Below are 22,093 nucleotides of genomic sequence, written 5' to 3'. Positions count from 1 at the left end.
TAGGAGCTTTGATTATTTCCTAAAATGTCGGAGATTGGAAGCTATTGCTTGACATAGGTCACATAGAAACTTTTGATCATTCGGTGATCCTGCAGCCGATCGCCGAGGTTGAAGCCTTCTCTGCGGATGGGCGCCTGATAAATATCCAGGCCACGATCCAGAACGATTTTCCATCCGGTATCGGTCACGATGTCACGGGCATGGGCGGTCCCGGACGTATCAAATGCCCAGGTGAAATCCACACCTGTGCCGGTGCAAGCTTCCGCGATACTGTCCAAGAGCTCACGTTGCTTCTGAATGTCGCCGTCGTGGGGACCGGTCACGAGGTGGATTGAAACCTGATCCTCCGGTGCTTTTTTCCGGATCACCAGCTCCACGAATTCCATCATGTTCCTGATTTGATAGAAGTAGCGGATGTACGGGTCCGTCACCACGATGCGGGAAGCCCCGGCGATGTAGTTTCCGAATAGCTTTTCGAAGCTCACGCCTTTGCGGTTTTCCACAAACGTATGATGGCCCTCTTCGGGAACAGGCACCACACCCGGCACTGATCTTGCAACCGTTGGTGTTGAGGGCTCATCAACGATAGCACCGTCCGCCAGGGTGGCATCGGTGATCTTTCCTGTTTCTGAGCTTACGTGCTTGCGATTGTAGAACTGCGGAAATTCCTGTTCCTCGACTGTCTGCACCCGACGCTTCTCGCCGTCCGAGCCTGCATAGTAGAAGTCGACGTCAGGGTAGGTGGCATCGATTCGGAAAAGTTGGTCCTTCACCCGCTTGCGGGATTCCAGGGCAAGTTTCAGCAGTTCTTCGACGTCCGCAGCGCTCTCCCCGCCCGCCGGGAAGATCACCTTCAAGAGACCAGACATTGTCTTGTAGACGGCATCCCGGTCGCGGGTCGAGATCTTCGGACTGACCTGGAAATGCTGGTCTGGACGGTTGGAGAAATCTTCCTGCCGGAGGTGGCGCAAGATCTCGGCGAGGTAATCGACGATGAAGCCGTAGCCCGAGGTGAACATCTCGCCGCGGATCACATCGACCTCCCAGCCGGGCAGGTAAGCGTGCAGTCGGTCGATGAAGGCGCTGTCATGGAACTGCGGTGGCAGGGCCTCGAACAGGTCAGAGTTCTTTAGCATGAAGGGCACGTTGTGGTCGGTATTCCCTACGAAGGAGAAGCTCGCCTCTGCGCCCATGGGATTGACCCCACGCGAGAAGGTCTTGTTCGCCATGTAGTTCTTCATGATGTCGACCAGAGCCTTGTTGGCGGTTTTCTCCCGCCCCGCGAATTCGTCGAAGGCCACGACGTCCCAGTAGCCCACCAGCCCGATCCGGCCGGTCGAGTTGTTCACGAAGAGCTTCGGCACGCTGACCTCACCTCCCGAGATCAGCTGTCCGTGCGGGGAGAACTCGGAGTAGATGTGCGACTTTCCGGTGCCCTTGGGGCCCAATTCGATGAGGTTGTAGTTGCGCTCGACAAACGGAATCAAGCGCATCAACTGCAGTAGCTTGCTGCGTCGTCCAAAGGCCTCCGGATTGAAGCCGATGGACTGCATCAGGAGGTCGATCCACTCGTCCTTGGTGAACTTCTCCCGTGCCGCCTTGTAGGACTCGTAATCGACGTTGGCGATCTGGATCGGCTTGGTGGTTTCCAGGATCCAGGGGGATGTCCGCGCATCCTCGTTGAACTCGTACTGCACGTCCGCGATGCACCAGACACCGGTCACCAGGAGCTTGGGATGCTTCTTGACGGTGCCGCTATCGACAGCGACCTTCTTGATCCCGAGGTTCTCGAACGTCGCTTCATAGCTGTCGGTCTTCTCGTTCAGGGACACGCTGATCTGGTCGATGACCTTGTAGCGCCCGCGCTCCTTGATGGTAGACTGTATCAGCCCGGCTTCGCTGCGGTGCACGTAGTGCTTGCGCAGGATCTCCTTGACGGTCTCGATGCCGCTCTCGATCGAGGCCTCGTCATCCGTCGCGCAGTATTGGCCAAGCAGGTATTCCAGCACGTAGGTCGGGACAATCGCGTTGCCTTTCACGGCTTTCACGAGGTCCTTGCGCACCACGAATCCGGCAAAGTGTTCATTAATCTTGTCGTCGAGCGTGCTCATGTCGGGGCCTTCAAATTAGTTGCTCTGGAACCATCGTGGTTCCGGGCGGGGATCAAAGCGGTGCCCATTGCCAGCGGATGGGGGAAGCGGAAACCAATCCATTTGATGTTGTCCAGCAATGGCATTGGCCTGAAGCATTCGCATGACGTCGGTTTCTGGCTCAAATTCCGCGGAAAGGTACGGAAGGTAACCGTACTCGCAATGTGCGATCAGGGTCGCGTACCACCCAACATAGGCGTAATCGACGATGTAACCGGCCTTCACGATCTGAGGGAACCGGTCGATGAACTTGATCGCAAGCTCGTGAGCACTGTCGGACGCAACATCGTCCCACCCGAAGTAATTCGCTTGATCGGCTCCTGAATGACGCGCGACCAAGCGCTTTTCCTCCATGACAGGCGCCAGATCGTCATCATACCGCACACCGGATGGACCGGAAAATTTCGCGGGATAAATCTCGACGCGGTAGGCAAGAGGATACAGCCAGGGATAGACCCGTAAACCATGAAAACCCTTTCCATGGAGGATTGCCACCATTCGCAACAGCCTGAAGCAGCGCCGCTTACAGGCGTCTGCGAAAGGTGTTGGTTCGGAGGACAGAGTCTCCGAGGGCACCAGGAAAGCGGTTCTTGTATCAACGTCGTTCATCGTTGCGATCTACTTTCCGTCGCGGGCAGGTGCGCCATTAGAAATCAAAATCGGTCGCCATCCCGCGTTGGAGACGGTACTTTTGGGCCGCGATGTCTTCGAAGTGGCTGGTCTTGCCGACCCGTTCGCGGAGCTTCAGCTGGACATCTTGATTGTTGTACCGGTCTGCATCCCGCGAGAGCAGGAACTTGACCGGGAGCTCGCGCTCACGCGCGTTGGCCGAGGCAAAGTCGAAGGTGAGCTCATGCTCATCAGAAACGAGAGTGCCATCATCTGCGAAAATCCCGGCACAGACGGTCCGTTCCTGCAGCTTCTCGGACACCGGTTCGGTCTGGTACAGGCTGACCGCGATCTGTCCGGAGGTGATAAGGTTCTTACCCGTGGAGATGATCTGAACCCCGACCTTGCCGACGTCGGTCTCGCGGCGCTTGCCGACACGCAGCACCGGGATGACGATCTCCTGCAGCGTGGCGCCGCCATGGACGAACCGGCTCCCGGAGCCCTTGACACGCAGGCGGTTGATCGAATTCGGGATGAGAATATCCAAATCCCCCGCGAGGCCAAGCTGGGCCGCGGTGAATTTCTTCATGCCGGGCGTCTCGTTGAGCTGGTGTCCCAGGACGAAGCGGCGACCCCGTTGCAGGATCTCCGCGCCGGCCGGTTCCGCGACGGAGAATTCAGCGTCGTGCAGCGCGCGATGCTGGTACAGGAAACCATGGTCCGCCGTGATCAGAATGTTCCTGAAATTGGCGGTCGTCAGTTTCTTCACCAACTTCGTGATGTCTTCGATGGCATCTTCGACGGCTTCGGTCGTCCGGTCTTCGGTGGCCAACTTGTCGCCGACGATGTCGATGCGATTGTGGTAGAGGTAGAAGACGTCGTGATCGCGGAAGAGTACCTTCCCGTCATCCGCCTTCATCGCCATGAAGTCGTCGGCCTTCATCGCGATCACGCGGTCTCCGGGGCGGCCCATCCCGAGGATCTTCTCCCGGTTGGCCGTGCCTTGCGCGGATTGACCGTGGGAGGCGACGTTGCCATCCGGGCCGATCGTCATTTGCCGGTTGGGCAACAGCGCCGCCATGCCAAGCTGGGTGTAGCTCGGCAGCGCCGAGATCATCGGGGTTAGCTCGGCATCGAAACGGTCCAGCTTGCGGATCTCGCGCAGGCATTCCTCGGCGACCTCGTAGCGCAGCGCATCCGAGATGATCACCACCACCTTCTGCGGCGTCTTCAGGCGACGGAATTCTGCCGCCTGATCCATATAGAAATCGGCCTGGCGCGGAAAGCTTCCGACCTTCCAGTCGGACAGCTTCGCGATCTGGTCCTGCCAAGCATCGTTCACGGCAAGTAGAAAACTCGTCGTGTAGCGGTTCTCGACGCTCTGGAACAGCGCGTCCAGCAGAGACGCCTGTCCGCTACGTTGCATGTGGTAGATGAACTTGCGGTAGAACTGGTCGATCTTGAACCAGCTGGCCACGTAGCGCTTCACCCCTTCGGCGGGCGAGGACATCGTCAGCACCGCCTCGGCCAGCGCCTGCTGGAACTCGGTGGCGTAGCCGATCGCCTCGTACACATCCTTGTAGCGCGCGTACCAATGGCTCTGGCGACGCTCGCGGACGATTTTCAGGACCTCGGCAGCGCTCACCGTCTGGCTGGACATCGCGCCCACCAGCAGGCGGATAATCTGGCGGTCGATTTCCTCGAAGTGATCCAGGGATCCCAGTGGCTTCAACTCGCGTGACTTCAGGTCGTCGGGGATCTTGAGAAGGGTCTGATAGCGACCGCTGAGTTTCTCAAACGCCTCGGCGTGCAGACGGCTGTTTTTCCAGCGGTTGAAGACAAGCTGCGCCTCGGCGTTCAGCGTGCCGTCTTCGCCCAAAGAGCGCCGGTAGGCCGAGTGGAACAGCGCGATGGCGAAATCCTCGAAGTCCGGCGCATCTGATGCGTAGCCATAAGCGCCCTCGACCTGCGTCCAGAAGAACTCCAGCAGGCCGGAGCGTTCGATCACTCGTAGCCCGTCGTCGCTGCCCCGTGCCAGCTGACCCAGCAGTGCCTCGATCACCGTGTCCAGCGCGCCATCGGCGTCGGCGCAAACGGCCAACATGTTGCGGCGTGCCTCGCTGACCGATTGCGAGGGGCGCTCCTGTTCCAGCGCCTTCATCCGCTCCAGTCGCCGGGCAGAGCGGTAGAACTCGAGATGCTCGCGCACCACGGCCTCGTACTTGCCGGGCAGGCCGATCTCGGACAACCAGATCGCCGCCTGGTCGGCCTTGAACACGGCCGTAGCCAGTTGCAGGTCCAGTAGCCAGTTGTCTTTCATCTCCGGCTCGGGCCCGTCCTTGAACACCAGGAATTTCGTCTTCGGTTCCTGCCGCAGCATCCGGTATTTCAGGCCGAACTCGTTGTTGGCGATCTCGACCTTCTCGACACCCGGCAGATACACGGCCTCGTACTCCTCGCGCAGATCGCGAGCAGCGTCATACCAGAAGACGATCCTATGCTCCTCAAACAGCCGCGACAGCCCGGCTTGAATGCGATCCGACATCAGCTCAGCCCTCTCAAGACAGACCTGTGATCTTCTTCAGCGCGGTGCCGAACTTCGGATAATTCGCCTTCACCCCGTCATCCAGGTCGATCTCGATCTTCTGCTGCGCCAGCGGGAAGATCACCTCGCGCTCCCACTCGTTCAGCTCGTCGATCTGTTTCGCAACGACGCCCGCCTCCTTCAGCGCCTTGGTCCGCTGGCCCTGCGTCGCCGTCGGATCATCCGACAGCTTCTCCAGCCGCTCCCGTTCGGCGATCAGCTTGGAGATGAACTCGCGCAGGTAGTCGTTGAGCAGCACCGACACCGTGTCGGCGCGGTAGCGGTGCATGTAGATCAGGGCGTTGAACGTCCCCTTGGGGCTGGAGAACATCCAGTAGATCGGGCGCTTTTTATACCGCTTCACGTGGTCGGCGTAGAAATCCTTGGTGAAATACTTGCGGATGTCCTTGCCCAGACTGTCCTCGATGAACTTCAGGTTCTCGCGGAAATGCGCCTCGCCGAAGGTCACGCGCAGGAACAGGCGGAAGCGTTCGGTGATGTCGTCGGGGAACCAGTTCTCGTCCAGCACGGGGATGACGTTGTCAGCGTCGGGCGTGAAGCTGGGCTCCGGCACGCGGGCGAGGTAGTCCTCCAACCGCTCTCCCTGATTGGCGAGGATCAGGCCCGGCGCGTCGAGGCTGTAGCGCCCGAACATGCAGCCCACGGCGTAGCTGAGGAACTCGGCCATGGTGTCGGCGCGCAGGCGGGTTTCGCGGTCGGCCTCGGAACCCTTCACGCCATAGCGATAGGCGGGGTTGCAGGTGAGGGTGATCTCTTCAATCGGCACATCGGGGGTCAGCTCGTCTTGCAGACCATAGGCGTCGATGAAGATGCGGTTGTTCTCTTCCTCAAGGCGCCGCATCTCGTCCGTCATGCGCTGCCAGTTGGCGCGGAGCGCGGCATAGCTCTCCGCCAGCGTCTCGCCGCGATGATCAGGCGAGAGGAGCGGGAGCGTGGTGAAATCCCAGGAGGTTTCGTAGGCGTCCCAGTCGGTGCGGGCGAGAGACACCAAACGTCGTATCTCAACGTTCCAATCACTTGCGCCGATTGCCTCATTCGGCAACGGCAGCGGCGCGACATGGCCTACTTCGGTCTTGTAGCCTGTAGAGAATGATCGAACGAAGAAATGAGACGCGCAACTGCCAAGACACGCAAGTAGATCATTGATCTTGGCTTCGTGGGTAGTTGTCAAAAACGGGCTCACGTCATCAAAGGCAAAACCGTTGTCGACGTAGCGGGGGTAGAATCTGCCGTTGGAGAGCCGATTCCAGGAAATGCACTGTTGGAAATACTGTGAAGAGTTTCTCAGAGAGCTATTGGTGACACTCTGGATTTCTTCCGCCGAGTTCGACAGATTTACCACGTACGAGTTATTTCCAAACCATTTTCTCGCATCGCCGCCTCTTTGAAGCGGAGCCCATACCGTCTTCCCTGCGGTGTCATCCACGGACTTCAGTGACGTCAATATTTCAGATCGGCCTACTTCCTGCCATTGCCGATAAAATCGGTCATTGTCTCCGCTCTGGATACCAATCATCGGCCGCGCAACAAGAGAAACTTGGCGCCCCTCAAACGCTTTGTAGACCGACGAACTGTGCCAGTATGCGACAGGGGCACCTGGAATTTTCAAGAAGTTGCTTTGGTCGCTTAAAAACGTTTCGCAGTCACGCTCCAAGAACTTTCTTTGAATCTCTTCAGGTGTCCGAACCAACGAGTGTTGCTCATAAAGTTTGAAATAAGAACCCCGGTGCCGCTCTTTACCTTGGTGTCGGCTTACGACGAAAGCTATTGATCCGAAGTCAGGGCCAAAGACACCCCGCCCGAGATGAAGAAATGAAGAGATCCTGTTTCTCAGTAGAAACGAAGTTCTGAACTTTGAGTAAGACCCCAAGAACAGCCAGCTTGGTAGGTTTATCATCCCCCAAGTTCCTTTAGCTCTCGTGAGTCCTGATGCGCGATCCATAAAGCAGGTCATTGCATCGAGCTTTGCAGCTTTGAAATTCTTCTCAATCCACCCCTTCAGGGTAGCATTCATTCCGGCGCTGCCCATATACGGCGGGTTGGCCACCACAACGTGGTACTTCGGCGACAGCGCCTCGGCCATGCGCAGCACGGTGACGACGCGCTCCTGCACATCCTTCAGCAGAAGGTCAGAGCCGAAATCCCGTGCCTCGACCACCCGCAGCGTCTCTGCCGGATCGCGTAGCTTCGGCACGATCAGCGAGCCGAAATTCTTGGCCTGCTCAAATTGCCCCAGCGTCTCGCGCAGTTCATCGGTGAACAAATCCTTGCCCACCACGGCGGCCACGTCCTGCAACTCGGCCGGGGTAAAGCTCACGTCCTGCAACACGCAGATGTCGGGCTTTGCCTCCATCCGCAGGAACCGCCGCCGCCCCAGCCGCGCCGCCGCCTTCATCGCCAGCGCAAAGGCGGCCAGCGCGCCCGCGCGGTCGTCAATCTCCACCCCGGTCAGGTTGTGCGTCAGGATCAGCGCGGGGATCTCGGTCGCCTCATAGCCCTCTTCCTCGTAGATGGCGTGGAGCAGGTCGAAGGCATAGGTCAGCATGTGCCCCGAGCCTGCGGCGGGATCGCAGATGCGGATCTCTTCGGGGCGGGTGATCTTCAGGAAATCCGTCTCCGGCTCTTCGGGCGCGATGTAATAGTCCATCCGCTCGGCCAGACGGCTGTCGGGTCGGTTCAGCAGCCAGAGCCGCCCCAGCGAATTCTCCACCAGGTAGCGGACGATCCAATGGGGTGTGAACAGCTGCGTCGCGGCGGGGATGTTCTCAGCCGTGATCTTCTGGTTCTTCTTGAGGCCCGCGAAGACCTGATCCTTCTTCTCCGAGATGTAGAACTGGTAGAGCCAGCCGATGATCTCGACATCGCGGCAGGTGTCGTCGGTCATCACCTCGCGCAGGCGGGCGAGGATCGAGGTCTGCGACAGCAGATCCTCGGGCATCAGGAGTTCGGTGTAGTCGTCGAGTTCCTCGAAGAGGAAGGGCATGTGCGCGTGCCAGCCGTTGCAGGCATGGACGAGCAGCAGGCGATAGGCCTCGGCCTGCGGGTCATTCGAGGGCGCGCGCCCATCCAGCAGGGCGGCGATGGTCGCGGGGGCACCGTCGGGCAGGTTGCCTGCCATGGCCTCGGACAGGATCTCGGGCCGGGTCGCGCCCTCGGCGGGCGAGACGATGCGCACCTGGGTGTAGCCGTTCACATCCATGAAGCGCAGGGCGGTGAAGCGGTTGAACCAGGTATAGGCGGTCTGTTCGATGACCTGCTTTTTGCCGTGGGTCTTGATGGCGGTTTCCAGCGCCTTGATGGCGGCGGGATGTTCGCGGCGCGCATTGGCCCCTTCAGCGAGGACGAGGTCGAGCTTGGCCGTGACCTGGTCGATCAGCAGGTTCCGGGCTGCGGCGGCAAATTTCTTGAGCGTGTTGGTGTCCATCAGACGATCACTTTCTTGCCTGCGTGGATCTCGGCCAGCAGGGTCTTCTTCAGTTCTTCGAGGTAGTCGGTCACGTCCGCATCATCCGACAGGTAGGCCTTGGTGAAGGGCACCTTGATCTGCGAGGCATTGATGTACGTCGGCGCCTGCGGCGCAGGGGCAGGGGGTTCGGCTGCGCCCGGTTTCGGCGTGAAAGGGGCCTGCGGCGGACGGGCGAGGCGATCCATCTCTGCGATGACCTCGCCGGTGAGGGTGCTTTGCGCGGTCATGGCGCGGACCTGGAGCTGCGAGATCTGGGTGATCGTGTCGAGCCCCGCCTTGGCGAGGTCGAGCCGCCTGGTGAGTTTCGCCTGTTTGTCCGCATCCAGCTGCTGGAACTCCGGCATCTGGGTGATCTTGGCGGCCACTGAGTCCACGGCGGCGATGACGGCCTTGCGCTCGGCCAGGATCGCCTGGTCGACCTCGTTGCGCAGATCGTAGAGATCGTTTTTTAGATCCTGGATGATGCTGCCCTTGTGGCAGTTCGGATCCTCCAGCGCCGCGCGGATCTTCGCGGCGGCCATGGGATCGACCTGCTCGAGGTTCGGACCGTGGCGGGTCAAGGTGTCGCGCGCATCGTCATAAATGGCCTTCTGCGCGCCACCCATGAAGGATTTGACCTTGTCGTAGATGTCCTCCTTGGCGTCCAGAAGCGCATCCTCGTGCTGGGGCGCATCGGAGATGAACCAGGACGGGGACTGCTGCTTCATGCTGCGCAGGCGGTCGCGAAACGGCTCCAGCGCAGCGAGGAAGGGGTAGTCGTGGGACTGCCGGGTCAGGGCGTCAACGTCGGCTTCAAGCTCCGAGACGCTGGCCAGCCACTCCGCGCCGAGTTCACGGGCATCGGTACCGGCAGCGGGCTTGCTGAACAGGTCCTGGTAGAGTTTCTTCGCCGCATTGATCTGTCCGTTGGTGAACTCTTGCTGCGTGGTGAGCAGGATGTTCGGAAGGGCGTGGCTGTTGGTGAGCGCCTTCGCCAAGTCGGGGCCTTCGGTCAGTGTGCCGTCCACACGCGCCTCGACCTTGCCGCGCGCCACGAGACTGCCCGTGATGCACAGGACGGCCGGGGTGGGCCAACCATAAGGCTTGGCCGTGAAGCGTTCCACAAGGCTCTTGGCGGAGGTCTTGAGGCCGTTGCGCTTCTGCTGGTTCACGAAGCCGAGAACTTCATGTTCCGCTTCGGTCAGGCCGCTGCCGCCAGCCCCGAAGAGGCCGCTGTCCTGTCGGACCGATTTGGCAACGTCTGCTTCGGAGTAGGCTACACCGCGCAGCATCGAGAGGTTTGTGTAGACCTTGTCGACCAGTGACTGGAAGGCCTTCGTCACCCGATCCTGCGGGTCCTCGCTGCCGATTTCCAGCTCGTCGCCGCGAACGAACATCCGAGCTTCACCCATCAACCTGCGAAGGCGCAATTCGAGATCCTTGGCACGTCGCCCGTTCTGCTCGCCCTTCTCGGCGATGATGCGATCGCGGCCAGGCTGCGGCGAGCCGGTGCGAGACTGCCGGATGAACTTGTCTGTCTGCTTGAAGAGCAAGAGGTCGCGGACGAAATTGCTGTCCGGCTTCAGCGCGACGGCAAGCTCCTCGCGCGACATTGTGGCCATGCGGATGGCATCCGGGCTGTCGGCATGTTCGCTGTAGGGCGAGATGACATTGACAGCCAGTTCGTACTCGCGGCCGGTGGCATGATCATCCAGCTTGCGGGTGAAGCTGTATTCGTTGTTCGTCTGGGCGTGCCGGATCTTGCGGACCTTCAGGATCGTGTCGAAGGCCAGGGTCTCCAGCTCTTTCGACAGCTCGGACGGGTCGATGTCGAGCGCCTTGATCTCGGCCTCGACGTCCTTTTCTTCGTCGGTCAGGAATTCATAGACCTCGCCGTTGCGCTGGATGAGCGTGTTGCGCTCCAGGTAGCCCAGGGCTTCCTCGATCTTGCGCTTTTGCTCAGTCTGGTCAGCCTCGAACTCGGACAGCAGCAGGATCGAGATGTTCCGAACCGACGGCTTGAAACCCTTGACGTATTTCACCAAGAAGAGCGCCTTCAGGACGCTAACGGCAAATGCGTCGATATCCTGGATCTGCCGTTCGGCGAGATGGATGGACTGCTGGACATTCGATTTTAGAGCCGTCCGGATGCCTTCAAACATAAGGTCGAAGGTCGCCAGCCCGCCCACTGGCTGTGCCATGAGCTTCTTGGCTACTTCCTGGAAAACACCGAGCATCGACCGTTCGCCGACCGAGCTGTGACGCCCCTCGAAGGCGTTGTGCTGGGACAGTGCGCGGATGGCTTCCTGGAACAGGGTGTATTGATACGGAGGGAACGGATAGCTGGAGATGAAGTGATCCCGCCCTGTATAGTTCTTGAGCTTCATTGAGCCGTCCGCGAAATCAAACAATGTCTTGAGGTTGTTTTCCTCGCGGTCGTGCAGATGTCCGAGCGCCACTTCACCTTCAGGGGTCTTCGCAAGCAGGCGACGCTGGATGACCTCGGCGACATCTTGAGAGTTCAACGGCATTCGAACGCCGAAGCGTGCCATGATCTTCGAGAAGTCCTGCCCCTGAAACGCTCGCGTGTCCCCGACGATGGATTCCATGTCCTGCTGGGAGGTCACGATGATCCAGGCCCGCCCCTTGCAGCGCGTGTTCAGCGTCTCGGCCACGGTCTGAAGGTTGGTCATCAGCTTGACGTTGTCGGCGATGTACTGGCCAACCTCGTCGACGAAGAAGTTCAGGCGAAAGCCCTTGGGCTGCCTTTCGATCCAGGCTTTGACGGTGTCCGCGAAGTCTTCGATCGAGATGTTGGTGTCCTGTCGATAGCGGTCGAGGATGCCCTTTGCATCGCTTGGGTCGGATTGCGTCGCCTCGGCATAGGCCTGTGCGATCTTGGCACCGCGAAGCTTCGCAATCTCGCGGCCATCCTCCCATGGCTCATCTGCAATTCGCGTATAGGCGTCCCGAAAGTCTTGAAGATGTCCGAGCTGGTCGAGGTCGCGTTCGAAACGGGCAATATGCGCGAGCTTTCCGTAATACCCACAGGCTTCGTCAAAAACCTTCTGGAAGACTGAGAGCAGGGCGTCCGCATCGGTCTTCGAGATGACATCTGCCTTTTGGTCAATGTTGAACAGGATCGACCGGGACGGAATGGCGACTGCCTTGTCGAGCAGCCCCTTCAGCATCGGATCGTCCTTGAGCTTCGCGGCAAAGATCTCGTACGCGGTTGCGCCGTCGACCTGGCGGTTTTCCAGCAGCAGAGCGAGCATCTTCAGCAGGTGTGACTTACCCGATCCGAAGAACCCAGAGATCCACACACCATTCGCCGTGGTGTAGTTATTGTAGGCTTCGAGGAATTGCTCGAGCTTCTGCCCGATTTCTCCGGTGATGACATATTCGTCCAGCTCGATGCGAAGGCTGGCTTCATCATCCGCCTTGATGACCCCGTCAATTGCGCGATCGACCGGCTTCTCGAAAATATCTTTCATCAACTGGGACATGGGTCAGACCTCGTAATTCAGGATATTGAATGCGCGATAATACTTGTCGTCATGCAGGAGACCGAACAGGTCCAGCGACGCGCCAGTCGCAAGAGCATGCGTGTAGGAACCAGGGAAGAACAACACCGTCGGCGCGACCTTGGCTGTGCTCTGCAGGTTGTTCAGAACGTTGTGAGAGCGGATGAATGGATAGACCTCGCCGACACCGGACAGGAAGATGACATCATGCGGCACAGCCGCGATGGCCTCGCCGATCTTTGGCACCAGGTGTGTCTCGGGATCAAGAACCCCTTGGAGCAACTCCTTGATTTCAGATTTGTCGCTGTCGGCTTCGACCTCGATGAGCTGTTCGAGAATGTCCCGCTCGCGCAGGATTTCGAGGGCGAGGTCGTAGAGGTCGATATCGAGCACACGCACGCCGGAATGCCCCAGGCGCGAGATCAAATCCGCCCGGTCATTGACCATAGTCAGCCCGGCCTCGGCGGGAAAGGGGCAGATGAAAAAAGGAACCTCGTTGCCCAAACCTTGCTTGGAAAGAAATCGCTTGCTGGTGATCACGCGAAATAGATGTTCCGCGCGTTCCTTGCGCGTCAATTCAATCTTCAATTCGGTCCTCCACTGACCGGGATACCGGGAAAGTACGCCAACTCCCGAGGGTCTCGTTCTTCAATCATTTGCAACAGGCGCCGAGACAGGATTGCGGTCTGAATGCGGTCATCCTGGGTAATAATCGCAGCTTCGCGCATGATGCGAAAGAGGATCTGGCGAAGTTTACGTCGCGTGCTGTCGCTCAGCTTCTCCAATTCGGGATGCCATTCAGCCTTGGAATCCAGCAGGATGTCGAAAGCGGAGTAGGGCAGCTCCAGCTGGTAGGACAGATGCCTGTCCCGAACGACTTCGACGGCGAATTCCCGGACGAAGCGATAGGCGCGACACATCGCGAGCCACAGGATCGCCTGCTGATCGGAACGGTCGGCCGTCGCCAGAAGGAACTGCCGTTCGTCGTCCGACAGTGTGCGAATGCGGTTGCCGATTTCGCGAAGGGTGCGCTTGTTGGACGCGGACTTCGGCAGCGAAGCTGTCCCGCTTTCCATGGCTCTCGCAACGGTATCGGCCCAGGGCTCCCCAGGCTCGTGCACTCGAGTCAACTCCAGGCTCTCGTTGAGGAACAAGCCGCCTGTCGTGAAGGACATCCGGTATTTGTCGCCGCTCTCGGTCATTTCGCATTGCTTCCAAGCAGGGTCAGGACATCGTCCGCATTGAGCAGGACGATTTGCTGGTCTTCCGGGCGCCGCGCGGCAGCGTCGCCGTCGAGGCCCAGTCGTTTGAGATTGTAGAACAGGAGGCAGCGGCGAACTTCAAGCACTGCTGTCCCATCGACCATGCCGTAGTCCAGTTCAATCACCCGGCGCTGGCTATCAAAAAAAGAACAGGATGCGGCGCGATCCGTAGAGCTACGGTTTCGGTCCATGCTGTGTCGGTCGCAATGTCGATCCCTGCTGTGTCGCCCAAAGACACATTTGCCATCCGCCCAACGACGAAGTCTTTGAATATGCCGTCTCGAAAGCAGAATGCGTGCGCATGCCATCGGAATCCATCCTGCACGAGGCCGTAGGGCGCAATCTGTCGCCGCTCGGGCAAAGGCGAAGACATCGACTGGTATGTTAGGCTTAGTCGACGCCCCTGATTGCACGTCAGAAGCACCTTGCGAACGGTGAACGGGTACAGCCCGCGAGCCGGGATGGCAGGTGTCAGCACTGCCGGGGATTCGTCGAACCAATCCGATTGCGGTACCGGCGCACCGAGCGCCACCGCCGCCATGTCTGCCAGAAGCGCGCCGGGATCGATTAAAAGGTAGTGTGCCTCGCACGCCGACCCCATGATGTAAGTTCACGCGCTGTTGTCGTAGAACAGGTGATCAGGATGGTCGGCGATGTAGCCATTGAGATCCTTTGACGCTTGGGCACGGCTGATGCCCATGACCTCCATCAGATCGGCGAGCCCGATCGATCCATGCCAAAATATCGGGTGCTCGATGAATCCACACCGGTCGCGTTGCCATCGGGTCATATGTGAATCGCTTGGTTTGTTCATAGGATGTTGGTAGTGCGAAATAGTCGATAGGTCTGCAAAAAAGACCTATGGGCTCGGAGATAACAAAAGGGGCGGGTGCACTTATGAGGGAGGTAGACCCGACCGTATGGGTGCGATCGGGCAACAATTATTGGTATTCAGGGTATCCCCAGTTTAGCCCCTTGCGAGCTGCGCCCGTTTGCGGTCCAGCGCTGCTTCAGTTTCCACGGCGTGGCAGACCCTGGATGCGTTCCCTGTCAGCCGCGACAGGCAGCGCTTGATCTCGGCCAGGTCTCGGCTGAGGTCTGTGCCTCCTGTAAATGCTGGATCAAAGTTCCCCAGAAGTGCTGGCGCAAAATTCCCCACCTAACGGGTTCGGGGATCAGCCGTGCAGGTGATTGGCACCTCCGTTTTTGGGTGGCCGACCGCGCCTTTTCTGGGGCGGTGGCGGGGTGATGGTGGCGTGCGACCGGGTGTGCTCGGGCATCAGGTCGGCGTGGCCGCGCAGGCGGTAGCTGGCGCCCTCGATCTGCACGACGACCGCGTGGTGCAGCAACCGATCCAGCAACGCGGTGGCGACGACGGGATCGCCGAAGACCTCGCCCCATTCGGCGAAGCCGCGGTTGGAGGTCAGGATCATCGCCCCTTTCTCATAGCGCGCGTTGACGAGCTGGAAGAACAGATTGGCGCCGCCGCTGGTGATGGGCAGGTAGCCGATTTCATCAACGATCAGCAGCGAAGACCGGGCGTAGAAGCGGATCTTTTCCGGCAGGCGCCCCTTGCGTTCGGCCTGTGTCAGGGCATCGATGAGCTCGGCCAGGGTGCAGCGGTAGACGCTGCGGCCCGCCTTCACTGCGGCGACGCCGAGGGCAGTGGCCAGATGGCTCTTGCCCGTGCCGGGCGGGCCGAGGAAGTGCAGCACCTCGGCGCGGTTGATGAACTCCAACTGCGCCAAGGCCATGATGCGATGGCGGTCCAGTGAAGGCTGGAAGGAGAAGTCGAAGCTTTCCAGCGTTTTGATCGGCGTGAGGCGGGCGGTGCGCAGGCCGACACCGACGCGGCGTCCTTCGCGCAGGGTCAGCTCCTCCGCCAAAAGGGCGTCGATGGCCTCGATGGCGGTCATCTCGCCCTTTTCCAGCCGGCTCAGGACCTGGTCCAGCGTTTCCAGGGCGCGGGCCATGTGCAGGCTGACCAGGCTCTGGCGGATGCGTTCCGTGACCGGGATCATGGACGGCCCTCCGGCTGGCTGGCCAGGCGCTGACCGACGGCCTCGTAGAAGGCCAATGACCGGCGCAACACTGCGGTGTCCGCTGGAGATGGGACCTCGATGGCGGCACGGCGCACTGCAGGCACCGGCTTGCGATGGCTGGGATCGACACGCTTCTGGTTCTTGCCCTCGAGCACCGGATGGCAGGCGATCAGCTGACCGTCCTCGAAGATGCGCACCTCAGTCGGATGGTTCTGGACCTCGACGATCCGGCGCCGGGTGGTGTCCGGGACGCTGTATTGGTTGCCGCCAACGGCGACCATGCCCTCCTGGCTGATCCGACGCTCCACGGTCAGGACCGCGTCATGGGGCCGGACCGGAAGGGCCACGAGGTGCGGCTGCTCTTCGGCAAAATGCTCGTCGACGACCCGCTGCGTGGTGGCGTGAATCCGGGGATTGGCGATGGTCGTCCGCCATTCCTCGAACTGGGCGTTCAGATCCTCCAGGTCGCGGAAGCTGCGCCCCAGGAAGAAGTCCTGCCGCACGTAGCGGAAGGGCCGTTCGACCTTGCCCTTGGTCTTCGCCCGATAGGGCTGGCAGGCGCGCGGGGCTGATCCGTAATGCCCCAGCAGAGCCACGAGCGAGGCGTTGTAGGTCACGATGCCTGCTGCATCTTGGCCGATGACCGCGGTCTTCATCCTGTCGTACAGCACCTCGGTGCAGGCCCCGCCCATCATGTCGAAGGCAGCGATGTGACAGCGCATCACCGTTTCCAGCGTCTGGTTCGGACAGAACCGCCCCCAGAGCCAGCGGCTGTGTCCCAGCACCATGCTGAACAACCAGACCTTGCGGATTACGCCGGGCTCCGAGGTGAATTCGACCTGGAACTCGGCAAAATCGACCTGCGCCTGCTGCCCGGCGGGCGTCTCGAAGCGCCGTTCGAACTTGCGCGGGGCAGCCGGGCGGATCAGCCGCAGATACTCCGTCAGCGTCGAATAGGCCCCCTCGAAGCCCATCGCCTTGATCTCCCGGTGCAGCCGCCGGGCCGAAAGTCCCGGCCAGGCCGCCAGTCTGTCGACCAGGTAGCTGCGATACTCCTCAGCCAGCCGCTCCTCCGGCTCGCGCGGCCCGTAGACCGGCACCTCGAGACCGCGCTCGAGGTATTTCCGCACAGTCTTGCGGTCGAGCCCGGTCTGCCGCGCGATCGCGCTGACGCCGAGGCCCTGCCGCTTCAATTCCAAGATCATCACGATCTCCCTCAATTCCACCACCTGCGCGCCCTTCCATTGGCATCAGCAGGGGTAATTCTGCGCCGCCGATGGTCCGGGGGGCATGCCCCCCGGACCATCGGCAACAGCGCCAAACTGGGGAAATTTCATCCAGCGCTTTTGGGGAGATTACGTCCAGCACTCACACCTCCGAGCCAAAGGATGTCGCCTTCGTCGCTGCGAGCCTCGATCGGCGCACCGCCTGTACTGGCGATTTCGCGATCGAAGCTTGCGATCGCTGTATTGCTGCTCTGACGGCGTGCGTGGTCGTGGCGCTGCCATGACGAACCTGTCCCATAATGCTTCCTTCCATTCCTGCGAAAGGATCACACCATAAAACCGTGAGATCAAACACCTAAGGAAAGTCGCGAATACGGGAAAAACGTTTTTTGCGTGGTGCGGGATCGGAACGCCTCACGGGCGCCATTCTCAACCGCCTGACCCTTCATGTGCATATCCTGGAGATGAACGGCGAAAGCTTCTGGCTGCGCGAAAGTCGAAAAGCCAAGAGCTAAAATCACAGCGAAGAGTGCTTGCCTGCGGCCAGCGCGCCTTGGCTCGCGTCAGCGATTTGGAGAGCACTCGCGCCTAAAGCGACTATTTTCTTGTCGAAGTGAACGGCTGTTTCAGGAAAGCTGTGCTTCGGCGAAGGTCAATTCGGCGTGTGTCCTGTGGCCGTTCGCATGAGTGACCAGTGCATGGCAGGGCTCTTTCTTGATACTATCCTGCGTTCCCCTCGTTCCCGGTCTCGGATTCGCGGAAACGTGTTCTTGGCACGCAGTCGTCTGCGGCAAACAAACCCGATATTTTGATCCGTCGCCAACGTGCGTATCTCCTTTTCGACAGAGGACGAAAGGAGAACAATAATGATCGTATCCCCGGATGACACTTTTTCGGCCCGCGAAGCGGCCGAGTTTTTGCGCAAGTCCGAGCGGCAAATACAGCGGTACCTGGCGGAGGGGCGCCTGCATGGCAAACGCCCAAACGGACGCTGGCGAATCACCGCGCTGTCACTGTGGAAATTCCAGGGCATCGAGCAAGAAATGCAAGCGATCTGGATCGATTATTGCGTTCGGATGTCGAAAAATGACGTTGAATAAAATGACTTACTTTCAATGCGTTATCCTTCTCGGGGGAAATAGCCGGTCTCCATTGCGTTGGAATGTGGACCACCCCTTTTGCCCCCATGTCGTCCTGTGTCGCCCCCTGTCAGCCAGCGGCGGGAAAGGGGGCTCTTTGTCTGCCCCTGTCGGCAGTTTCCGAGGTGTTCTCCAGGCGCGTTTTGTTCCGAACGCGCCTGGAGAACACCCCGGATACTCAACAAGAAAGGACAGAAAAAATGTTTGATGATCGCGAATTTCACGGGACTACAACCGACCTCATCGCTGTGTTGCGACTGACCCCGATGAACGCCGCGACGCGGGTTGCGACAATTGTCTCTGTGCGGAGGTTTCGTGAGACGCTGATGCAAGAGGGCGATCCCGCCGTCGAAGAGCTCTTTCACGTCTGCAGCACGATCACGCCGGAGCAGCGGGAATCCCTCGGCGCGCGACAAAGCCAGATCCTCAGTGATCTCCGCCGCGCGGAGCGCGCGTGGGCGGATTCCGTGCGGCGGTCGCTGGCATTGCGCTTGCGTGGTCGGCTGCCAACGCTCGCTGACGCGATTGATGCCGTCGACAGCGTTTGCAAGCCTGAGGCCGCAAAACGCAGCGTGCAGGCAATCCGCCAACTCGCGACCTCGCAAGCCAGCGCCCCGGAGCAGATCGTTGCAACATCGGTGGTCATCGAACCAATGTTGCACCGATTGCGCCCGGAAGATCTGCAAGTGCAGTCCGCGAAGTCGCTCGTCAACAAGCTTTCGCAGATCCGCGCAGCGGTGAAGCTCGTCGATCCGAACGCCGTCAGCGGGCGTGAGTCGGATGTCAAAGCCTTGCCAGAGCAATGGCGGATGCTGCTTGACAAACTTGCGACGCGCACGCCGCCCCACGCAAAATCAGAAACGGCGATCTTTCGCAGGCTCGCTCTGCGCGCGGACCAGCAAAAACTGAGCCCAAATGAAATCGATGCAACTTTCCTGGCCGAGTTTTCTGCCCAAGAAATCGCGAGCAAATCCGACAGTCATCGCGAGAAACTGCGCCGTGCGGGACGGATCTGGAACGACGTGATCTCGGAAGAAAAGATGAGTGCCGCGCCCTTCCGGCCCGCGGGACGGCAAGATCGCTTGCCCGATGTCACCTGGATCGCGGTGCCGGACGCGATCCGGTCAAGGGTCGATGCGCTGACGGACAAGATGGTTGCGCCCCAAGGCGATCTGAATTGGTCCTCCTTCATAAAAGAAGAGGACGACGAGCTTGGGCTTGGCGAACTACAGGACAAAGCCAAAACGCAGCCAATGCTGACCCGCGAACCAGGAACGCAGCGCAACCTGCGGGACGCTGTCAAGCGGGTCTGGCACGCCGCCGAGAGCGACCCTGCGGTGCGGAATAAGCCTAAAGCGCTGGAGGACTTGTTCCGACCGGAGTGTCTTCTGGCGGCGGTCGCTGCGATCCGTGGCAAGCGTCGGGCGCGCGTCGAAGCGCAGGGGCAGAACTGGGAAACGCACAAGAAGGGGCGCTATGAGTGCTCTGTCGTGCAGGCGCTCTACAGCGTCGGAAAGTCCTGCGATCTGCCAGGGGATTTGCTTGAACCCGTTCGTGCACTGACCATGAAGCTGGACCCCAGCGTTGTCGGCTCAAAGTTGAAAGCTGACGGAAGCCTTGGCTACGTCTACGAAGAGCGCAAGATCGGTCGTCATCACGACGAGATGCTGCGCCAGTTCAACGACGACTCGGCGCTGTCGCGCTGGTTCCAAGCGCCCAAAACGCTTTGGCGTGAAGCGGAACGCTGGGTCAAACACGGCAAGGCACGTCCAACTCTGGCGCAGGCCGGGCTGGCGCGATCGGCGTTGATCGCGCAGCTTTCACAGCGTGTCACGCCGATGCGGCGCACGAATTTCGCGCGCCTGCGGGCTTTCGGTGAACAACCTCACTTGAGCTTGCCGATCGGGCAGGGCGACGGGCGGATGATTCTGCCGGCAGCAGAAATGAAGAACCTGCGGTCTGTCCACGTAACCATCGATCCGGAAACAGTACGGATGCTGAAACGCTACATCGAGATCTATCGCCCCGTGCTTGCAGAAAACGCAGAGGCGCATGCCGAGAACGAGCACCTCTTCCCGGGTGCCAGCACGGAACGCAAGGAACGCGGCGAAAACGGCGGTTATGCGGATGGACTCGGCTACATGGCAAAAAGCAAGCTCTGCGCACGCTTCAGACAGCACGTCTGGAAGTACTGCCAGTTGCGCATGGACATGCAAGTAATGCGCCACATCGCGGGAAAAGTGATCCTCGACATGGATCCGAGCGCGATGGGGCTTGTCCAGGAAGTGCTGGGACATAAACGGATCGAGACAACACGGGCGTATTACGCCGAAGTCAGCAAGATCGTCGCGCAGAAGAACTACCTGAAATTGCTCGATCAATACAGCCGTCGCGTGTTGTCGCATGTCGATTTCCGCATCGTTATCGAGCAGCAGATGGAGCATTGAACGATGCCGAAACACCGACTTTCCGTCGCGCTGGCAAAGTGGCCGGAAGATCTACGTTCCCGGTTCGAAGCGGCCTTTGCCAATGCTTCGGACTTTCAACGCCCGCGGCTGGAGCAAGGCTTGGGGCGCTGGCTCCGCGCTGCGGCACAGGACGATCTGCCACCCGATTTGATCACGTCGGCGCTGATTGAACGCAGATGCGAAGATTTACGGCCGGAATTGGCTGCATCGATGCGGCAGGCATTGCAAGCCGTTTTCCCGGGATCAAACGCCTTTGCCCGGGACGCGCGCGTCGAGACAGAGAGCAAGCGCGCGGCGCTGATTCGCGAAATCCAGCGGAACTGGCACCGCCTGCCGCTGGAATGGCAGCTGGCGGCGAAGCCGAAACTGCATTTCTGCGCGGAAGACTTGAACGACGGGCTTCTTGTCGAGGCTTGGTCAGTCGATACATTGCAATCAAGATTACAGTCCGCTTGGGCCTTTTTCGACTTCTGCCGCGCAAATGATCTGGCAGAAGACGTGACTCCGGTGACGTTGAAACAACGGCTTGATGACCGCCAATCCGCTTTCCGACGCGGCGCGGTCTCTGTCGCGACCGTGCGTGGCGAGGTTCAGAGATTGAAACTCCTGGGCCAAGCCTTGTTCCCGGACCGCGATTGGAACTGGGTCAATCCGGTGCTGAAACTGTTGAAGAAGCAAGCTGCGCTGCAACCGTCCCGCAACGACGGCCGACTTGTCGACCTCGCCGAATTGCGGTTGGCGGCGCGAAGCTGTTCCGATGTTGCCCTGCGCCACCATTTGGCAGACCCGGGCTTCAGATCGCGGACGTCCGCGAACAAGCTTGCACGCACCGGGCTCGCGCTCAGTCTGCTCGTGAATTCTCCGATCCGGCTCGAGTCGCTTGCGACGCTCGATCTGAAGGACAACTTCGATCCGGATCTGACGACGCTATACCTGTCGGCCAGCGAAACAAAGGACAAGAAGCGAGACCAGCGCATGCTGACCCCTGACCTCCGGTGCCAACTACAAGATTATGTCACGCACCATCGCGCCACTGTCGCGCCGGCGCAGGAAACCGCGCTTTTCGTCGGCAGCCGCGGCAAGCCGGTCGCACCGGACTATCTGAGCCAATCCGTCGGGGATCAGTGCCTGCGTCTGTTCGGAAAACGCGTAACGCCGCAGGTGATCCGCAACATCGTGGCCGGCTTCATCGTGTCGCAGGCTCCGGAACAGGCCGCCCTGGCGAGCGAAGTGCTCAACCACGCGCAGGCCGCGACGACCGAGACCTATCGCGCCAATGCTGTCCAGATCCAAGCCGCACACAAGCTGCGCGAGGCCACCGACGCCGGCCGTGCAAGCCTTGGTGAAGGATCGCCTGCGGCTCCGAAACGGCAGGATCGAGGAGGTCCGAACAGGATGATGCGAAGCCATCGGGCACCCCGGAAAAAAAGAAAGACATAAGGAAAGGGACGTGTCGGTTTGTCGTTTGTTTTTCGCAGCTCTTCTTTGCGAGAGCCGCGACACTCAAACGGCAACACCACACAAGAACAGGAGGACGCGAACCCCGGAAATTACTCAATGAAATCAATCCACGAAAGGCAAAGTGTTGTCACCGCCTGCATCTCGCACGCGGCATAAGAAGTA

15 protein-coding genes and 1 pseudogene are annotated in these 22,093 nt (G+C 59.9%); 4 read left to right on the top strand and 12 right to left on the bottom strand.

What is annotated here, in order from left to right:
- Positions 1-41: 41 nt before the first annotated feature.
- The 12 genes from brxL to istA all read right to left on the bottom strand — a co-directional run bounded on the left by brxL (position 42) and on the right by istA (position 16,866).
- Positions 42-2,111, bottom strand: coding sequence for a BREX system Lon protease-like protein BrxL (brxL, locus tag MAA8898_RS22375; protein ID WP_094023250.1), 2,070 nt, complete (start codon positions 2,109-2,111; stop codon positions 42-44).
- Between the two features lie 15 nt (positions 2,112-2,126).
- The gene (locus MAA8898_RS25985; RefSeq protein ID WP_141194923.1) at positions 2,127-2,759 is read right to left on the bottom strand and encodes a hypothetical protein; all 633 of its coding nucleotides are present in this window, start codon (positions 2,757-2,759) and stop codon (positions 2,127-2,129) included.
- A 37-nt stretch (positions 2,760-2,796) separates the two neighbouring features.
- A complete protein-coding gene (pglZ, locus tag MAA8898_RS22365) occupies positions 2,797-5,304 on the bottom strand; it encodes a BREX-1 system phosphatase PglZ type A (RefSeq protein WP_094023248.1) in 2,508 nt (835 codons plus the stop codon).
- Positions 5,305-5,317: 13 nt separating this feature from the next.
- A complete protein-coding gene (pglX, locus tag MAA8898_RS22360) occupies positions 5,318-8,788 on the bottom strand; it encodes a BREX-1 system adenine-specific DNA-methyltransferase PglX (RefSeq protein WP_094023247.1) in 3,471 nt (1,156 codons plus the stop codon).
- Positions 8,788-12,315: a BREX system P-loop protein BrxC gene (brxC, locus tag MAA8898_RS22355; protein WP_094023246.1), complete on the bottom strand. Its 3,528-nt coding sequence runs from the start codon at positions 12,313-12,315 to the stop codon at positions 8,788-8,790. The genes pglX and brxC overlap by 1 nt, the downstream gene beginning before the upstream one ends.
- Before the next feature lie 3 nt (positions 12,316-12,318).
- Complete coding sequence (locus tag MAA8898_RS22350; protein ID WP_176445281.1) at positions 12,319-12,921, bottom strand: DUF1788 domain-containing protein; 603 nt, start codon at positions 12,919-12,921, stop codon at positions 12,319-12,321.
- Positions 12,918-13,535: a DUF1819 family protein gene (locus MAA8898_RS22345; protein ID WP_094023245.1), complete on the bottom strand. Its 618-nt coding sequence runs from the start codon at positions 13,533-13,535 to the stop codon at positions 12,918-12,920. Before MAA8898_RS22345 ends, MAA8898_RS22350 begins: the two co-directional genes overlap by 4 nt.
- Positions 13,532-13,720, bottom strand: a complete 189-nt coding sequence (locus MAA8898_RS22340) for a BrxR family transcriptional regulator (protein WP_094023244.1) — start codon at positions 13,718-13,720, stop codon at positions 13,532-13,534. The genes MAA8898_RS22345 and MAA8898_RS22340 overlap by 4 nt, the downstream gene beginning before the upstream one ends.
- Positions 13,717-14,136, bottom strand: coding sequence for a WYL domain-containing protein (locus MAA8898_RS22335; protein ID WP_176445280.1), 420 nt, complete (start codon positions 14,134-14,136; stop codon positions 13,717-13,719). Before MAA8898_RS22335 ends, MAA8898_RS22340 begins: the two co-directional genes overlap by 4 nt.
- 69 nt (positions 14,137-14,205) lie before the next feature.
- Positions 14,206-14,385 (bottom strand): BrxR family helix-turn-helix transcriptional regulator, encoded by a 180-nt coding sequence (locus MAA8898_RS22330; RefSeq protein WP_094023242.1) that lies wholly within the window; start codon positions 14,383-14,385, stop codon positions 14,206-14,208.
- Positions 14,386-14,770: 385 nt separating this feature from the next.
- A complete protein-coding gene (gene istB, locus MAA8898_RS22325) occupies positions 14,771-15,616 on the bottom strand; it encodes an IS21-like element helper ATPase IstB (RefSeq protein ID WP_094023241.1) in 846 nt (281 codons plus the stop codon).
- Positions 15,613-16,866 (bottom strand): IS21 family transposase, encoded by a 1,254-nt coding sequence (istA, locus tag MAA8898_RS22320; RefSeq protein WP_094023240.1) that lies wholly within the window; start codon positions 16,864-16,866, stop codon positions 15,613-15,615. Before istA ends, istB begins: the two co-directional genes overlap by 4 nt.
- A 398-nt stretch (positions 16,867-17,264) precedes the next feature.
- Here istA and MAA8898_RS26915 point away from each other — a divergent pair.
- From MAA8898_RS26915 to MAA8898_RS22305, 4 genes and pseudogenes are all read left to right on the top strand, one after another.
- Positions 17,265-17,378 (top strand): annotated as a pseudogene (locus MAA8898_RS26915) (ATP-binding protein); the annotation flags it as partial.
- 351 nt (positions 17,379-17,729) lie between these two features.
- Positions 17,730-17,963, top strand: a complete 234-nt coding sequence (locus MAA8898_RS22315) for a helix-turn-helix domain-containing protein (RefSeq protein ID WP_094023239.1) — start codon at positions 17,730-17,732, stop codon at positions 17,961-17,963.
- 239 nt (positions 17,964-18,202) lie between these two features.
- The gene (locus MAA8898_RS22310) at positions 18,203-20,449 is read left to right on the top strand and encodes a site-specific integrase (protein WP_094023238.1); all 2,247 of its coding nucleotides are present in this window, start codon (positions 18,203-18,205) and stop codon (positions 20,447-20,449) included.
- Positions 20,450-20,452: 3 nt separating this feature from the next.
- Positions 20,453-21,910, top strand: a complete 1,458-nt coding sequence (locus tag MAA8898_RS22305; protein WP_094023237.1) for a site-specific integrase — start codon at positions 20,453-20,455, stop codon at positions 21,908-21,910.
- Positions 21,911-22,093: the final 183 nt, after the last annotated feature.

Origin of the sequence: Antarctobacter aquimaris (genome assembly GCF_900184945.1) — a bacterium.
Taxonomy (GTDB): Bacteria; Pseudomonadota; Alphaproteobacteria; order Rhodobacterales; family Rhodobacteraceae; genus Maliponia; species Maliponia aquimaris.
This window is presented reverse-complemented; position numbering and strand designations above follow the sequence as displayed.

Coding starts and splice junctions, on each gene's coding strand:
- brxL (WP_094023250.1), bottom strand. CDS start 2,111: ATGAGCACGCTCGACGACAAGATTAATGAACACTTTGCCGGATTCGTG.
- MAA8898_RS25985 (WP_141194923.1), bottom strand. CDS start 2,759: ATGAACGACGTTGATACAAGAACCGCTTTCCTGGTGCCCTCGGAGACT.
- pglZ (WP_094023248.1), bottom strand. CDS start 5,304: ATGTCGGATCGCATTCAAGCCGGGCTGTCGCGGCTGTTTGAGGAGCAT.
- pglX (WP_094023247.1), bottom strand. CDS start 8,788: ATGGACACCAACACGCTCAAGAAATTTGCCGCCGCAGCCCGGAACCTG.
- brxC (WP_094023246.1), bottom strand. CDS start 12,315: ATGTCCCAGTTGATGAAAGATATTTTCGAGAAGCCGGTCGATCGCGCA.
- MAA8898_RS22345 (WP_094023245.1), bottom strand. CDS start 13,535: ATGACCGAGAGCGGCGACAAATACCGGATGTCCTTCACGACAGGCGGC.
- MAA8898_RS22335 (WP_176445280.1), bottom strand. CDS start 14,136: ATGGCGGCGGTGGCGCTCGGTGCGCCGGTACCGCAATCGGATTGGTTC.
- MAA8898_RS22330 (WP_094023242.1), bottom strand. CDS start 14,385: ATGACCCGATGGCAACGCGACCGGTGTGGATTCATCGAGCACCCGATA.
- istB (WP_094023241.1), bottom strand. CDS start 15,616: ATGATCCCGGTCACGGAACGCATCCGCCAGAGCCTGGTCAGCCTGCAC.
- MAA8898_RS22315 (WP_094023239.1), top strand. CDS start 17,730: ATGATCGTATCCCCGGATGACACTTTTTCGGCCCGCGAAGCGGCCGAG.
- MAA8898_RS22310 (WP_094023238.1), top strand. CDS start 18,203: ATGTTTGATGATCGCGAATTTCACGGGACTACAACCGACCTCATCGCT.
- MAA8898_RS22305 (WP_094023237.1), top strand. CDS start 20,453: ATGCCGAAACACCGACTTTCCGTCGCGCTGGCAAAGTGGCCGGAAGAT.